The 14519-nt window shown below is 69.9% G+C and carries 14 protein-coding genes; 7 read left to right on the top strand and 7 right to left on the bottom strand.

Going from position 1 to position 14519, the window contains the following annotated elements; all coding sequences use genetic code 11:
- Positions 1–119: 119 nt before the first annotated feature.
- The 7 genes from pafA to DPQ65_RS05655 are packed head-to-tail and all read right to left on the bottom strand — an operon-like array spanning position 120 to position 7585.
- Complete coding sequence (gene pafA / locus DPQ65_RS05685) at positions 120–1496, bottom strand: Pup--protein ligase (RefSeq protein WP_114906408.1); 1377 nt, start codon at positions 1494–1496, stop codon at positions 120–122.
- Positions 1497–2360, bottom strand: coding sequence for a proteasome subunit alpha (prcA, locus tag DPQ65_RS05680; RefSeq protein ID WP_114906407.1), 864 nt, complete (start codon positions 2358–2360; stop codon positions 1497–1499).
- On the bottom strand, positions 2357–3184 hold the full coding sequence (gene prcB, locus DPQ65_RS05675; RefSeq protein WP_114906406.1) for a proteasome subunit beta: 828 nt from the start codon (positions 3182–3184) through the stop codon (positions 2357–2359). Before prcB ends, prcA begins: the two co-directional genes overlap by 4 nt.
- Positions 3181–3375, bottom strand: coding sequence for a ubiquitin-like protein Pup (locus DPQ65_RS05670; RefSeq protein ID WP_114906405.1), 195 nt, complete (start codon positions 3373–3375; stop codon positions 3181–3183). Before DPQ65_RS05670 ends, prcB begins: the two co-directional genes overlap by 4 nt.
- A gap of 41 nt (positions 3376–3416) precedes the next feature.
- A complete protein-coding gene (gene dop, locus DPQ65_RS05665; RefSeq protein ID WP_114906404.1) occupies positions 3417–4931 on the bottom strand; it encodes a depupylase/deamidase Dop in 1515 nt (504 codons plus the stop codon).
- A gap of 9 nt (positions 4932–4940) precedes the next feature.
- Positions 4941–5543 carry a TetR/AcrR family transcriptional regulator gene (locus DPQ65_RS05660; RefSeq protein ID WP_114906403.1) on the bottom strand — a complete coding sequence of 201 codons (603 nt, stop codon included), beginning with the start codon at positions 5541–5543 and terminating at the stop codon, positions 4941–4943.
- Positions 5540–7585, bottom strand: coding sequence for an MFS transporter (locus tag DPQ65_RS05655; RefSeq protein ID WP_114906402.1), 2046 nt, complete (start codon positions 7583–7585; stop codon positions 5540–5542). Before DPQ65_RS05655 ends, DPQ65_RS05660 begins: the two co-directional genes overlap by 4 nt.
- Before the next feature lie 157 nt (positions 7586–7742).
- Here DPQ65_RS05655 and DPQ65_RS05650 point away from each other — a divergent pair, with 157 nt between their 5' ends.
- The 7 genes from DPQ65_RS05650 (at position 7743) to DPQ65_RS05620 (ending at position 14508) form a co-directional block, all read left to right on the top strand.
- On the top strand, positions 7743–8087 hold the full coding sequence (locus DPQ65_RS05650) for a DUF3054 domain-containing protein (RefSeq protein ID WP_114906401.1): 345 nt from the start codon (positions 7743–7745) through the stop codon (positions 8085–8087).
- A gap of 28 nt (positions 8088–8115) precedes the next feature.
- Entirely contained in the window at positions 8116–9297 is a 1182-nt protein-coding gene (locus DPQ65_RS05645) for a sensor histidine kinase (protein WP_114906400.1), read from the top strand.
- Positions 9298–9362: 65 nt separating this feature from the next.
- Complete coding sequence (locus DPQ65_RS05640; protein WP_114906399.1) at positions 9363–10091, top strand: LytR/AlgR family response regulator transcription factor; 729 nt, start codon at positions 9363–9365, stop codon at positions 10089–10091.
- An 8-nt stretch (positions 10092–10099) separates the two neighbouring features.
- Complete coding sequence (locus DPQ65_RS05635) at positions 10100–10450, top strand: hypothetical protein (protein ID WP_238146701.1); 351 nt, start codon at positions 10100–10102, stop codon at positions 10448–10450.
- Positions 10447–12204: a sodium/solute symporter gene (locus DPQ65_RS05630; protein WP_114906397.1), complete on the top strand. Its 1758-nt coding sequence runs from the start codon at positions 10447–10449 to the stop codon at positions 12202–12204. Before DPQ65_RS05635 ends, DPQ65_RS05630 begins: the two co-directional genes overlap by 4 nt.
- Positions 12205–12487: 283 nt before the next feature.
- Entirely contained in the window at positions 12488–12766 is a 279-nt protein-coding gene (locus DPQ65_RS05625) for a DUF4212 domain-containing protein (protein WP_202863022.1), read from the top strand.
- Complete coding sequence (locus DPQ65_RS05620; RefSeq protein ID WP_114906396.1) at positions 12763–14508, top strand: sodium:solute symporter family protein; 1746 nt, start codon at positions 12763–12765, stop codon at positions 14506–14508. The genes DPQ65_RS05625 and DPQ65_RS05620 overlap by 4 nt, the downstream gene beginning before the upstream one ends.
- Positions 14509–14519 lie beyond the last annotated feature (11 nt).

Here is a 14519-nt window from a genome sequence, read left to right as displayed (position 1 = left end):
GGGACAGTCAAGGGTAACCCCCGGACCCTGGGTGACTGCTGAACCACCCCCGAATCGCCCCGCGAACGAGCCCGTCGGCGCTGCCGTGAGTGCCTACAGCACCTGTGCTCCGGCGACCCTCAGTGCCCCCGCTCCATCGAGGCGATCAGGTCATCGATTCGCGCGTCCTCACTGACGAACGGGTCCTTGCACAGCACCGTGCGCTGCGAGGAGTCGTTGAGTTTCAGGTGCACCCAGTCGACGCTGAAGTCCCGGTGGTGCTCCTGGGCCGCGCGGACGAAGTCACCACGCAGCTTGGCGCGTGTCGTCTGCGGTGGAGTGTGGCCGGCCTCGGCGATCGCCTCAGGTGTGACCACCGTCTCGGCGCCGTCGCGGCGGGTCACGATGTTGAACAGACCCCGGTCGGGGTGGATGTCGTGCCAGGCCAGGTCCAGCTGCTGCAGCCGGGGGTCGCTCATCGACAGACCGGACCGGTCGGCATACCGCTGCAGGGTGCGCCACTTGAGCACCCAGTCGATCTCCCGCTCCACGATGGACAGGTCCTGGGCCTCAAAGGCCTTCAGGGTCCGCTCCCAGAGCTCGAGAACCTGCCGGTAGGGCTCCTGCTGAGCCAGCCCGGTCCGCTCGGCGTGTTGGCGGGCACGCAGGAGGTACTCGCCCTGCATCTGGACCGCGGTCATTCGGCGGCCGTCGGTCAGCGCCACGGTGTGCCGCGCGGTCAGGTCACGGCTGACCTCGCGGATCGCGCTGATGGGGCTGACCAGGGTGAAGTCCGGGAAGGTGACCCCGCCCTCGATGGCCTTGAGCACCAGGTCGGTGGCCCCCACCTTGAGCAGCGTCGTGGTCTCGCTCATGGTCGAGTCACCCACGATGACGTGCAGCCGCCGGAACCGTTCGGCGTCCGCGTGCGGCTCGTCGCGGGTGTTGATGATCGGTCGGGACCGGGTCGTCGCCGAGCTCAGGCCGTCCCAGATGTGGTCGGCCCGCTGGCTGATCTGGTAGGTCGCCTGACCCGCGGAGACGTTGAGGCGTCCTGCGCCGCTGATCACCTGCCGGGTGATCAGGAACGGGATGAGCGTGTCGGTCACCCTGCTCAGCTCGCCACGGCGGGAGATCAGGTAGTTCTCGTGGCACCCGTAGGAGTTGCCGCGCGAGTCCACATTGTTCTTGAGCACATAGACCCGCGCCTCGATCCCCTCCTCCGCCATCCGGTGCTCGGCATCCAGGGCGAGGTCGTGCAGCACCGCCTCACCGGCCTTGTCGTGGGCCACGAGGTCGAGCAGGCTGTCGCACTCGGCGGTGGCGTACTCCGGGTGGGACCCCACGTCGAGGTAGAGCCGCGAGCCGTTGCGCAGGAAGACATTGCTCGAGCGACCCCAGCTGACCACCTTGCGGAACAGATAGCGGGCGACCTCGTCGGGCGCCAGGCGACGCTCTCCGGGGAAAGCACACGTCACCCCGAACTCGGTCTCGATCCCGAAGATCCGGCGCTCCATCTAGTCCTCGCGCTGCGTCTGAGGGTTGGAGTGCTCGTGCCGTGCGTCCCCGCCATCCGGTATGCCGTCAGTCGCCGACGGCGTCCCGTTGCCGTCGGTCCCGGGCTGGGTGAGGGTGTCGTGCAGTCCGGGCCGCGAGTCGTCCTGGGTCGGCACGTCGGCGGTGGTGCTGTCCGCGTCGAGCAGCGCCTCCAGCAACGGCCCGCCGAGCCGACGGAAGGTGCGGCGGGGACGGCGGCGGTCCAGCACCGCGACCTCCAGTTCGGTGGCCGACAGGTCTCGGTGCCCCTCACCGTCGGGGCCCTCCAGGAGCCCGACGGCCAGACGCAGCACCTGAGCCAGCGGCAGGTCAGGAGCCCAGTGCTCCCGCAGGGCGGTGGCGATCGGCTCGCTGGTGCCGCCCATCACCACGAAGCCACGCTCCTCGGTGACCGAGCCGTCGTAGGTCAGCCGGTAGATCTGGTCCTCGTCCTGGCTCGCCCCGACCTGCGCGACGGCGATCTCCACCTCGTAGGGCTTGGACTCCTGGGTGAAGATCGTCCCGAGCGTCTGGGTGTAGGCGTTGGCCAGGCCCCGGGCGGTCACGTCGGTGCGGTCGTAGGAGTAGCCGCGCAGGTCGGCGTAGCGGATGCCGGCGACGCGGAGGTTCTCGAACTCGTTGTACTTGCCCGCCCCCGCGAAGCCGATGCGGTCATAGAGCTCGGAGACCTTGTGCAGCGTGCGGGACGGGTTCTCCGCGACGAACGCGATGCCTGTGGCATAGCTGGCCACGATGACTGACCGCCCGCGGGCGATCCCCTTGCGTGCGAAGTCCGCCCGGTCCTTCATCAGCTGCTCGGGCGAGACATACATCGGCATCGTCATCGGGCACCTCCCGGGTTGCTCTGGCGGGCGGAGACGACGGCGCGCGCCAGCTCCTCCAACTGTGTGTCGTCCACCAGGCGCACGCCCGTCTCGGTGACGACCGCGCAGGTCGGCCAGATCGACCGACCCACGTCGGGACCACCCGTGGCCGAGTCGTCGTCGGCAGCGTCGTAGAGCGCCTCGATCGCCACGGACAGGGCCTGCGCCTCGGCCATGTCCTCGTGCCAGAGCTTCTTCAGGGCACCCCGGGCGAACAGGGAGCCGGAGCCCACGCTGTGGTGCCGTTGCTCCTCGTAGCACCCGCCCGCGACGTCATAGGAGAAAATTCGGCCGAGATCCTGCTCCAGGTCGTATCCGGCGAAGACCGGCAGCACGGAGAGCCCGCGCATGGCGTTGGCCAGGTTGCCGCGGATCATCGCCGCGAGCCGGTTGGCCTTGCCCTCCAGGGACAGCAGGGTGCCCTCGATCTTCTCGTAGTGCTCGAGCTCGACCTGGAAGAGCTTGACCATCTCGATCGCCGTCCCGGCCGTGCCGGCGATGCCCACCGCCGAGGAGTCGTCGGCGGCGAAGACCTTCTCCATGTCGCGGTTGGCGATGAAGGACCCCATGGTGGCCCGACGGTCACCGGCGATCAGCACCCCGCCGGCGAAGGTGAGCGCCACGATGGTGGTGCCGTGCGGTGCCTCCACCGTGCCCTCTCCCCCGCCCCGGGGCAGACCGCCGGGCAGCAGCTCGGGGGCCCGCTGGGACAGGAACTCGGTGAACGAACTGCTGCGTGGGGCCAGGAACTCCTGGGACAGGCCGCGCCCGTGCTCCGTGCTCACTGGCCACCCTTCTGCACGAAGCCGTGCACAAACTCCTCGGCGTTGGTCTCCAGCACGCCGTCGATCTCATCGAGCAGATCGTCCACCTCGGCACTGCGCTCGGTGTCCTGCTGCTGCACTGCCGGCGCCTCGGGCGCCGGCGTGTCCTCGTCCTCACGCCGCTGTGGGCGCTTCTGCTCCTGGCCGGCCATGGGTGCCTCCTGTGACGGTCGAGTGCTGCCTACCTACGACCCTAGTCCTCGCCGGCGACAAGATGGCCCAACAGGTCGTCCACATCGGTCACCGACTCCAGCAGCGGACCGATGTCCTCCATGGACCCCTTCAACGGTTCGGGCATCTGCACTCGTCGCAGTCCCTTGGTGCCGCGCGCCGGCTCGAAGACGACCGAGTCCCACGACGCAGCCCGCACCGATCCGGCAAACCGGCTGATGCACTCGCCACGGAACCAGGCCCGCGTCTCCTGGGGAGGCCGGATGACCGCTTCGGCGACCTCTTCGGGCGTGACCAGGCTGACCAACCGGCCCGAGGCGCGCATCCGGGCGGCCAGCCCGCGGCTCGGGTCCAGGTCGGACCACTGGATGTCGATCGCGGTCAGCCGCGGGTCACCCCACTCCATCCCGTCGCGTCGCCGATAGCCCTCCAGCAGGGCCTGCTTGGTGACCCAGTCGACGCGACCCACGCACCGCGACGGGTCGGTTGCCAGGTCTGCGGCGACCGAGTCCCAGTGCTCCAGGACCTCCCGGGTGTCCGCATCGACCGCCGGTCCGAGGTGATCCTGGATCGCCTCCCGGTAGACGGCCAGGATCTCCAGCGCAGTCAGCTGGCGGCCGTCCACCAGGTCAACCGTCGCGCGCAGCGTCGGGTCGTGGGAGATGGCGCGGATCGCGGCCACGGGGTCGGCGAGCTCGAGCCCGGGCGACCGTCCCGCCTCGATCAGGCCCAGCACGAGGCTGGTGGTCCCGAGCCGCAACAGCGTGCCGACGTCGCACAGCGTGGCATCGCCCACGATGATGTGCAGGCGACGGTATTTCGCGCCCGTGGCGTGCGGCTCGTCCCGGGTGTTGACGATCGGCCGCTTGAGTGTGGTCTCCAGCCCGATGTCGGTCTCGATGTAGTCGGCGCGCTGACTGATCTGGAACCCCGGCTGCTCCGAGAACTGCCCCAGTCCGACCCGCCCGGCGCCGACCAGCACCTGCCGCGCCACGAAGAAGGGCACCAGACCGGCCGCGATGGACAGGAAGGGCACCTCGCGCGGCACCAGGTAGTTCTCGTGGGTGCCGTAGGAGGCGCCCTTGCCGTCCACGTTGTTCTTGTAGAGGCGCAGCTGGTCCCCCTGTTCGGCGAGGTGGGCCAGCGCCCTGAGCATGACCTCATCCCCTGCACGGTCCCAGGTGACCGCGTCCCGCGGGCTGAGCACCTCCGGCGAGGAGTACTCCGGGTGGGCGTGGTCGACGTAGAGGCGGGCCCCGTTGGAGAGCACGGAATTGGCCGTGGTGGGGTCGTCCACGTCGGTGAGCTGACTCAGGTCGGCCAGCGCGCGGGCCATCTCGAACCCTCGGGCATCCCGCAGTGGCGTCTCGTCGGCGTAGTCCCAGCCGGAACCGGTCGGCAGGGCCCGGGTCGGCCCTTCCCCGGTGGCGTAGGCGCGCACCACCAGGCCCGAGAGGCCCACCGGATTGGCCCGGGGGTCCCCCGGGCGCGTGACGCCGTACTCCGTCTCGGTCCCGATCACGCGGCGCACAGTCATGCGTCGAGCCTAGGTTGCGGACACTCCGGTCGCCGCGGGGTGGTCCGCCATCCGGTCCAGGACCTGCTGCACGATGGCGCCGTACTCCCGGATGGCGGCCTCGTTGTCCGTCGTGGCCGGGTCCAGCAGGTGCATGGTCCTGGTGCCCGCGGCCAGGCCCAGCATGAGGCAGGCCAGCTGGTCGCTGTGCCGACGCACGTGTGCGGCGACCGCAGGGGCGGCCCCTGGCACGTCGAACCGGCTGAGGAAGCGCTCCCGGAACTCCCGCCGGGCTGCGACGGGGTCGGGGGCGTCCGCCAGCAGGTACAGCGCCCGCAGCCATGGTTCGGCGCCGGCCTGCTCGCGGCGGGTCAGCATGCGCCGGACGAGGAGCTCGCCGAGACCGGCCAGAGGCACGTCACCGGACAGCGGCTCGGGCTCGAGGGGGGTCGCCCGCGCGTGCAGCTGCTCCTTGCTGCCGCCGACCTTCATCACCATCGCCGGCGACACTCCTGCCGCCGCCGCGATCTCCCGGATCGTGACCGCGGAGTAGCCGCGCTCCCCGAAGAGTCGGCGGGCGGCCTGGAGGACCTCGGCGCCGGTGTCGCGGCCCGGGTCACGGCGCTCGCTCACCGGACCGGGGTCGCCTCGGTCGGGCGGGGACGGCTGCGCGGGATCCCGGTGACGATGTCGATGTCCAGGGTGCTCGAGGTCGACCCGATCTGGACCGCCCTCGAGCGGGTCCGGGCGGTGGCGTGGTCGACGACCGTGAGGACATAGCGCCCCGGGGGCGGCAGACCGATCTCGTAGCCGCCCTCGTCATCGGCGTGCTTGGTCGCGACGTACTCCCCCGAGTGGCGGATCAGCGACAGCATGACCCCGCCCAGCGGCTCACCGTCGTCAGTGATGTGACCGGTCAGCAGGAGCCGGCGGTTCATCCGGATCTGGTCCAGGTCGGCGTCCCCGAGGTCCTCCAGACCGGACATCGGCCCCCAGCCGTCCGCACTGACCACGACCAGGTAGCGGCCGGCCTGCGGCAGCGCCAGGGTGTAGCGGCCCGCGTTGTCGGTGCGCCCCCAGTCGACGTGTCGCCCGTCCGGCTGGAGCACGGTGACCACGGCCTGCTTGATCGGGCGGTCCTGCTCGTCGGTCACGACCCCACCGACGACGACCTCGTTCTCGGCCTCGGGGCCCTTCAGCTCGTGCCGCTCGGCCGCCAGGACCTGGCCCGGCACCTCAGGCTCGCGCGCCACGGCCACCGGGCGGACGATGAAGCCGGCGATCAGGGCCCCGAGCAGCGCGGCGGCCGCGCCGATCCAGAAGACCAGCTGGTAGGCCTCGAAGCGGGGCACGGTCGGCATCCCGTCCATCGCCATCGCGGCGAACAGGGCCGCGACCAGGGCGCTGGCGCTGGAGGTGCCGATGGCTCGCAACAAGGTGTTCAGACCGTTGGCCGATGCGGTCTCGGTGATCGGCACCGAGCGCATGATCAGGGTGGGCATCGCGGCGAAGGCCAGGGCGGTGCCCAACGAGCTGATGCCGGCCGCGATCATCACCTCCACGACGGAGCTGTGCAGGAACGCCCGCAGCACGAAGCCGACCGCGATGACGACGGCCCCACCGATGAGCATCGCCCGCGGGCCGTAGACCCGGATGAGCCAGGCCGCCACCGGGGACATCAGAACCATCAGGAGCCCCTGGGGCAGCAGCACCAGGCCGGTCTCGATCACCGACAGTCCGAAGCCGTAGCCGGTCTCCTCCGGCATCTGCACCTGCTGGGCGCTGGTCAGGAAGTTGGCGAACATGGCCAACCCGATCAGGATCGAGGCGGCGTTGGTCAACAGCACCGTCCGGCGCATCGAGGTGCGGATGTCCACCAGCGGCTGCCCCTGGCGCAGCTCCCAGGGCACCCAGGCAGCCAGGACCAGACCGGCGAGGATGACCAGGGAGATGGTCAGCCGGTCGAACCATCCCCACGAGCCGGCCTTGGAGACGGCGAGCAGGAAACTGGTCAGCGCGATCGAGAGCAGCACCGCGCCGACGTAGTCGAACCGTCCGCGGGTGCGCACGGTGGACTCCGGCACCACCAGGAGCACCAGGACGAACATCAGCACCGCGAACCCGCCCGAGACCAGGAACAGCATCTGCCAGTCGAAGTTCTGGTAGATCACCCCGGCGACCGGCATCCCGACGGCTCCGCCGATGCCGAGGGTCGCGCTCATCAGGGCGACACCCGAGCCCACCTTCTCGCTGGGCAGATGGTCCCGCATGATGCTGATGCCAACTGGCACCAGGCTCGTGCCGATGCCGGTGAGCCCGCGCGCGATGATCACCGGAGCGAGGGTCTCGCTCACCGCCCCCAGTGCCGAACCGAGGATCACCGCCCCGAGGCAGACCAGCAACATCAGCCGCTTGCCGAACATGTCCGCCAGGCGGGACACGATCGGCGTGCCGACGGCGCCGGTGAGCAGGGTGATGGTGATCAGCCAGGACGCATTGTCAGTGCTCGTGTCGAGGATCTGCGGGAAGTCTGGCAGCAGCGGCAGGACCAGGGTCTGCTGCAGGGACACCAGGGTGCCGCACAGGCCCAGCACCGTGATGATCAGGCCCGTGGCGACTCCCCGGGCCGCCTCGGGTGTGGCGTCGGGGCGAGTGGTGGTGGCAGACCTGGACACGCTGCTCCTGCGAAAGATGTGACGGACGGACGACGACGGTGACCAACCCCAGTGACGGCCACCCGGCGGTGCTCATGAACGATGCCGGCGAACAGGGAGGTGAACAACTGTTCACCTCCTCACCGAGTCTAGCGTGTCGCTATGACACCCTGGGCCGGTGCGCTATCTCCCGGACCTGCTCGTGGTCCTCGCCTTCGTCCTCATCGGACGCGTCACCCACCAGGAGGGCGTCCTGTCTGTGGGCACCCTGCACGCGCTCTGGCCGTTCCTGGCGGCCCTGGTCATCGGCTGGGCTGCGAACCACCTCCTCGGACTGCGCCACGCAGCCTTCCGGGCCGGCGGCCTGCTGTGGCTGGTCACCCTCTTCGGCGGGATCGGCCTGCGTGCACTCTCGGGCCAGGGCACCGCCCTGCCGTTCCTGGTCGTGGCGACCCTGGCGCTCGGCGCCGGGCTCCTGGGATGGCGACTGATCGGCATACTGCTGCGTCGTGCCGGGTCCTAGATCGAGTCTGGCTCTAGGCTGACCGGCCATGGACACCGCGCTGGCCGTCGGGATCGGGCTGCTCATCATCGCCGCCGGTGCCGCGTTGCTCACCTGGTTCGTCCGTTCGCGCCTGGTGCTGGGGACGACCGAGGACCAGGCAACCTACCGCGTCCTGCACATGAGCAGTCTGGCCACACCCGCCCTGCGCGCCGGGCTCGAGGCGGGAGCCGAGCGTGCCGCACGACACCTGCGGGACCTGCTGGGGGTGCCGGCCATCGCGCTCACCGACGGCACCACCCTGCTGGCCTGGGACGGGACGGGCTCCGACGCCCATGCCCACCACGCGGTGAGCCACGCCCGCGCGACGGTCCGGGACGGCTCCACGGGGGTGCTCGGCCCGACCCCCGTGGCCTGCGCGGACCCGGAGTGCCTGGTGCGGCACGCCGTCACCGCGGCGCTGACGACCGAGGACCACGTGGTCGGTGCGCTCACGGCCTACACGGGCAGCCGTCCTTCGGCGCGTCTGGTGCGCGCGGTCGAGGAGGTTGCGCGGTTCGTGTCCGGCCAGCTGGAGCTCGCGGAGCTGGACCGCTCCCGCGCCAAGCTGGCCGAGGCGGAGATCCGGGCACTGCGGGCGCAGATCTCCCCCCACTTCATCTACAACAGCCTGGGGGCGATCGCGTCCTACGTGCGCACCGACCCCGAGCACGCCCGGGAGCTCCTGCTGGACTTTGCCGACTTCACCCGCTACTCCTTCCGGCGGCACGGTGAGTTCACCACGCTGGCCGAGGAGCTGCGCTCCATCGAGCGCTACCTGACCCTGGAGCAGGCCCGCTTCGGTGGGCGACTCGAGGTGACCCTGCGCGTCTCCCCCGAGGTGCTGCCGGTCGCGGTGCCCTTCCTGTGCCTGCAGCCGCTGGTGGAGAACGCGGTGCGGCACGGCCTGGAGAGACGAGAGGGGACCGGCCGGATCACCATCGTGGCCGAGGACGCCGGCAACGAGGCGAGCATCAGCATCGAGGACGACGGCGTGGGCATGGAGCCCGAGCGGGTGCTGCAGAACCTGGTCGGCGAGAGCGGCGACCACGTCGGGCTGGGCAACGTCGACGAGCGCCTCCGCAGCGTCTTCGGCGACGAGCACGGGCTGGTCGTCGAGACCGCCCCGGGTGCCGGGACCAGGATCAGCCTGCGGGTGCCCAAGTACGCCCCCGGGGTGCACGCCAGCTGAGCCCGCCACCCGACGGTCAGGATGATTCCCGACGCGATCTTGACGAGCCGACTACCCTGCCTCGTATGCCGTGCGTCCTCGCCGTCGATGACGAACCGCCAGCCCTGCGCGAGATAGCGCACCTGCTGTCGGCCGACGACCGTGTCGACCGCGTCCTCACCGCCACCGAGGGCGCCGGCGCGCTGCGCCTCCTGGAGCAGGAGGACGTCGACATCGTCTTCCTCGACATCCGCATGCCTGGCCTGTCGGGGTTGGACCTGGCCCGCGTGCTCGCGCGCTTCCGCCGGCCCCCGGCCGTCGTCTTCGTGACGGCCTATGAGAACCACGCCGTGGACGCCTTCGACGTGCAGGCCGTCGACTATGTGATGAAGCCCTACCGTCCCGCGCGGCTGAGCGCGGCCCTGGGCCGGGCGCTGGAGCACATCGAGGGCGTGGCCTCCCCCGGCTCGGAGGACCCACCGGATGAGTCGATCCCCGTCGAGCTCGCCGGGGTCACCAGGTTCGTGCGTCGCAGCGAGATCCGCTATGTCACGGCGCAGGGTGACTATGCCCGGCTGCACACCTCCGACGGCAGCCACCTGCTGCGTGCCCCGCTGGCGGCCCTGGAGGAGCGCTGGGCCGACGCCGGGTTCGTCCGGATCCACCGCAGCCACCTGGTCTCGCTGCAGCACGTGGAGGAGATCCGGGTGGACGGTGGCCGCTACACCGTCGTCGTGGGCGGTCAGGGCCTGACGGTCAGCCGGCGCCACACCCGCGAGCTGCGGGACCTGCTGGTCAAGCGGGCGAGCCGATGAGGGAGCGGGTGACTGTCACCCACCCGAGCCGGCTGCGGCCCCGGATGCGCCCCGCCTCGCTGACCCACGAGATCGATGAGCAGACCGAGCTCGGTGAGGTCTACATCTCCTCGCTGATCCGCTCCCAGCTGCGCCTGGCCCTGGCGGTGCTCACGGTCGCGCTAGGGGTCCTGGCTGCCCTCCCACTTGTCTTCCGGGTGTTCCCTGAGATCACCGCCATCAGTGTCCTCGGGATCACCCTGCCGTGGCTGATCCTGGGCGTGGTGGTCTATCCCGCGTTCCTCGGCGCCGCGTGGTTCTATGCCAGCAACGCCGAGCGCATCGAGCGCGACTTCGCGGACATCCTCAACCGCCGATGAGCCCCACGATCGGGATGGCCGCCATCCTGGTCACCGCGGTGGCCACGATCCTGGTCGGCATCGTGGGGATCCGCGCCGCCCGAACCACCAGCGACTTCTACGTCGCCTCGCGGACTGTCACCCCGTTCTGGAACGCCTCGGCCATCGGTGGTGAGTACCTCTCGGCGGCCTCCTTCCTCGGTGTCGCCGGGCTGGTGCTGGCCTACGGGGCCGACATGCTCTGGTTCCCGGTGGGCTACACGGCCGGCTATCTGGTCCTGCTGGTCCTGGTCGCCGCCCCGCTGCGACGATCCGGGGCCTACACCCTGCCGGACTTCGCCGAGGCCCGTCTGGAGTCGCTGCCCGCCCGGCGGACGGCCAGCGTCCTGGTCGTCACCATCGGTTGGCTCTACCTGCTCCCCCAGTTCCAGGCCGCCGGACTCACCGTGCGCACCGTGACCGGTGCGCCCCAGTGGCTGGGGCCGGTCCTGGTCGCCGTGGTCGTCCTGGTGGGGGTGCTCTCCGGCGGTATGCGGAGCATCACCTTCGTGCAGGCGTTCCAGTACTGGTTGAAGCTGACTGCCCTGGCTCTGCCGGCGATCTTCATCGTGCTGGTCTGGCAGTCGCAGGGCACCCCGACGATCAACCAGGACGGCCCGCCGGTCTTTGCCGCGGACACCTCGGTCGAGATCGCCACGAGTGTGTCCGTGGCCGTCCAGGAGCCTCTCGAGGTGTGGGCGGAGGGGATCGTGAACGGGGAACCGGTGGACGGTGCTCTCCGGCTCGGTCCCGGCAGCCACACCCTGACCACCGGCACCGAGGTGACCTTCCCGGCCGGAGCGCTCATCCCGCACGCCGACTCCCTCACCCCCCTGGCAGGCGACGACTGGCTGCTCCCCCTCCGGGCGGCCAGCGAGCACCCGCTGTACTCGACCTACTCGCTGATCCTGGCCCTGTTCTTCGGCACGATGGGCCTGCCGCACGTGCTGGTGCGCTTCTACACCAACCCAGACGGGCGGGCTGCTCGGCGCACCACGGTGGCCGTGCTCGGGCTGCTCGGCCTGTTCTACCTGCTGCCGACGATCTACGGAGCCATCGGCCGGATCTACACCCCGGAGCTGCTGCTCACCGGACGCACCGATGCCGTCGTCCTGCTGCTGCCGGGACGGCTCATCGACGGGATGGCAGGTGATGCGCTGACCGCCCTGGTCACCGCCGGCGCCTTCGCCGCGTTTCTGTCCACCTCCTCCGGGCTCACGATCTCGGTGGCCGGTGTGCTCTCGCAGGACCTCATCGGACGGCGGGTGCGCAACCCGGTGCGGGCCTTCCGGCTCAGCGCTCTCCTGGCGCTGGTCGTCCCCATCACCCTGGCCCTGTCGAGCCCGTCCCTCGGGATCGCTGACGTGGTCGGTCTGGCTTTCGCGGTCGCCGCCTCCAGCTTCTGTCCGCTGCTGGTGCTCGGGATCTGGTGGCGACGGCTCACGGACGCGGGTGCCATCGCCGGGCTGGTCACCGGCGGTGGGCTCTCCACGCTGGCGGTGCTGGGGACGATCCTGTGGTCACCGCAGAGCGGCTGGTGGGGGCCACTGCTGGCCCAGCCCGCCGCGTGGACGATGCCCCTGGCCTTCCTGGCGATGGTGGGGGTGTCGCTGGCCACGCCGCGCCGGATCGCCGCCGGCGTCACCCGCACGATGATTCGCCTGCACACCCCCGAGAGCGTCGACCTGAACCGCGGCGACTGGGACCCCGAGGACCGCTGGAGGTCCCGGACCTAGGCCCCAGAGGCTTGGGCCTCAGGCGGACCCGCTCCGCCAACCATGCGGCATACCGAGGACCGTTTATCCCGCGTGATGGACCGTTCGTCGCGGTCGCCGTGGCCGACTATCGCCTGCTCCCGCCACTCGCCGCGCGGTCCCCGTGTCGCCCTCCCGAGGCCACCCCGTGAGCCCTAGCGTGACTGGAGTCACACCGTCGTGGCCTGCCGCGGCGTCCGTACCCAGCTGAGGAGACTTCGATGATCCCCGCTCCCCCGCCGCCGCCGTGGCCCGAGGTGACCCCATGGACATGAACCAGCGCCGGGAGTACTGGCGCGCCAATCTCCGCCTGATGACGGTCCTGCTCATCATCTGGGCCCTGGTGTCCTACGGCGCCGGCATCCTGTTCGCCGACGCCCTCAATGCGGTCTCCTTCATGGGGGTCCCACTCGGCTTCTGGTTCGCCCAGCAGGGCGCCATCCTCGTCTTCCTGATCCTGATCGCCATCTATGTCTGGCGGATGGACGCGCTCGACAAGAAGTTCGGCGTCGAAGAGTACGAGGAGGAGGTGCACCACTCGTGAGTGACATCCAGCTCTGGACCCTCGTCTTCGTCGGCCTGTCCTTCACGCTCTACATCTACATCGCCTATCGCAGCCGGGTCAGTGACACGGCCGGCTTCTACGTCGCCGGCGGCGGCATCCCGGCACCGGCCAACGGTGCGGCGATCGCCGCCGACTGGATGAGCGCCGCGTCGTTCATCTCGATGGCCGGGCTGATCGCCCTGTCCTACAACGGCTACTCCGGCTCGGCGTACCTGATGGGCTGGACCGGTGGCTACGTGCTGCTGGCCATGCTCCTGGCGCCCTACCTGCGCAAGTTCGGGAAGTACACCATCCCCGACTTCGTGGGTGACCGCTACAACGAGACCGCCCGGCTGATCGCGGTCATCTGCGCGATCGTGGTCTCGCTCACCTATGTCGTCGGTCAGATGGCCGGCGTCGGCGTGGTGTTCGGCCGCTTCCTCGGGGTCAACACCACGGTCGGCGTCATCATCGGCATGACGATCGTCTTCCTGTATGCCGTGCTCGGCGGGATGAAGGGCATCACCTGGACCCAGGTCGCCCAGTACTCCGTGCTGATCTGCGCCTACCTCATCCCGGCCTTTGCCATCTCCAACAAGATGACCGGCATCCCGGTGCCGCAGGTCGGGTTCACCCAGATCATGGCCGAGCTGGAGGCTCTCCAGGCCGAGCTCGGCTTCGGTTCCTACACTTCGGCGCTGACGGGCACCGATCAGCTGAACATGTTCCTGCTGACGGCCTCGCTGATGTTCGGCACCGCGGGGCTCCCGCACGTGATCGTGCGCTTCTACACCGCAAAGTCGGTTCGCGCGGCGCGCTACTCGGCACTGTGGGCCCTGTTCTTCATCGCACTGCTCTACACCACCGCGCCCACGGTGGCGGCCTTCGCGAAGGTGAACATCCTGGAGGACTTCAACAACACCGCGATGGACAGTCTGCCGAGCTGGGTCACCACGTGGACCGATGTCGGGCTGATCACCGGGCCAGACGGTGGCACGCCGGCCGACCTCAACGGTGACGGGTTGCTCAACTTCACCGGGGCGGCCGCGCAGACGGCCAACGAGGTGCTCATCAACAACGACATCCTGGTGCTGGCCTCCCCGGAGATCGGCGGTCTGCCGGCCCCGATCGTCGGCCTGGTGGCAGCGGGCGGTGTCGCTGCGGCGCTGTCGACCGCGTCCGGTCTGCTCCTGGTGATCTCCGCCTCGGTCGCGAACGACGTGTACCACAAGCGGATCAACCCCCAGGCGAGCGAGAAGCGACAGCTCCTGGTCGCCCGGATCTCGATGGCCGGGGCGATCGTCGTGGCCGGCTACCTCGGCATCAACCCTCCGGGCTTCGCGGGAGAAGTGGTCGCGTTGGCCTTCGGGTTGGCCTGTGCCAGCTTCTTCCCGACGCTGGTGCTCGGCATCTTCTGGAAGAAGTGCACCGCAGCCGGTGCTGCGACCGGCATGGCTGCTGGACTGGCCGTCACGCTGGCCTACATGTTCTGGACCGTGGAGATCTGGGGCAACGGCGATGGGATCCTGGACATCGCCGCGACCGGGTTCGGTGTGATCGGCATGGTGGTGAACCTGGTGATCACGATCATCGTGTCGCAGTTCACGACCAAGCCGTCCGAGACGGTGCAGCAGCTGATCGAGGACGTGCGCTACCCCGGCGCGACCGCGTTGGTGGCGGCGCACGCATCCGGCGAGCTCGACGCGGAGCCGTTGCACGAGGACGACCCGCCCACGCGCTGAGCACTATCCGG

It is taken from the genome of Ornithinimicrobium murale, assembly GCF_003352835.1.
Taxonomy (GTDB): domain Bacteria; phylum Actinomycetota; class Actinomycetes; order Actinomycetales; family Dermatophilaceae; genus Ornithinicoccus; species Ornithinicoccus muralis.
This window is presented reverse-complemented; position numbering and strand designations above follow the sequence as displayed.

Coding starts and splice junctions, on each gene's coding strand:
- DPQ65_RS05630 (WP_114906397.1), top strand. CDS start 10,447: ATGAGCCCCACGATCGGGATGGCCGCCATCCTGGTCACCGCGGTGGCC.
- pafA (WP_114906408.1), bottom strand. CDS start 1,496: ATGGAGCGCCGGATCTTCGGGATCGAGACCGAGTTCGGGGTGACGTGT.
- DPQ65_RS05625 (WP_202863022.1), top strand. CDS start 12,488: ATGGACATGAACCAGCGCCGGGAGTACTGGCGCGCCAATCTCCGCCTG.
- dop (WP_114906404.1), bottom strand. CDS start 4,931: ATGACTGTGCGCCGCGTGATCGGGACCGAGACGGAGTACGGCGTCACG.
- prcA (WP_114906407.1), bottom strand. CDS start 2,360: ATGACGATGCCGATGTATGTCTCGCCCGAGCAGCTGATGAAGGACCGG.
- DPQ65_RS05670 (WP_114906405.1), bottom strand. CDS start 3,375: ATGGCCGGCCAGGAGCAGAAGCGCCCACAGCGGCGTGAGGACGAGGAC.
- DPQ65_RS05640 (WP_114906399.1), top strand. CDS start 9,363: ATGCCGTGCGTCCTCGCCGTCGATGACGAACCGCCAGCCCTGCGCGAG.
- DPQ65_RS05645 (WP_114906400.1), top strand. CDS start 8,116: ATGGACACCGCGCTGGCCGTCGGGATCGGGCTGCTCATCATCGCCGCC.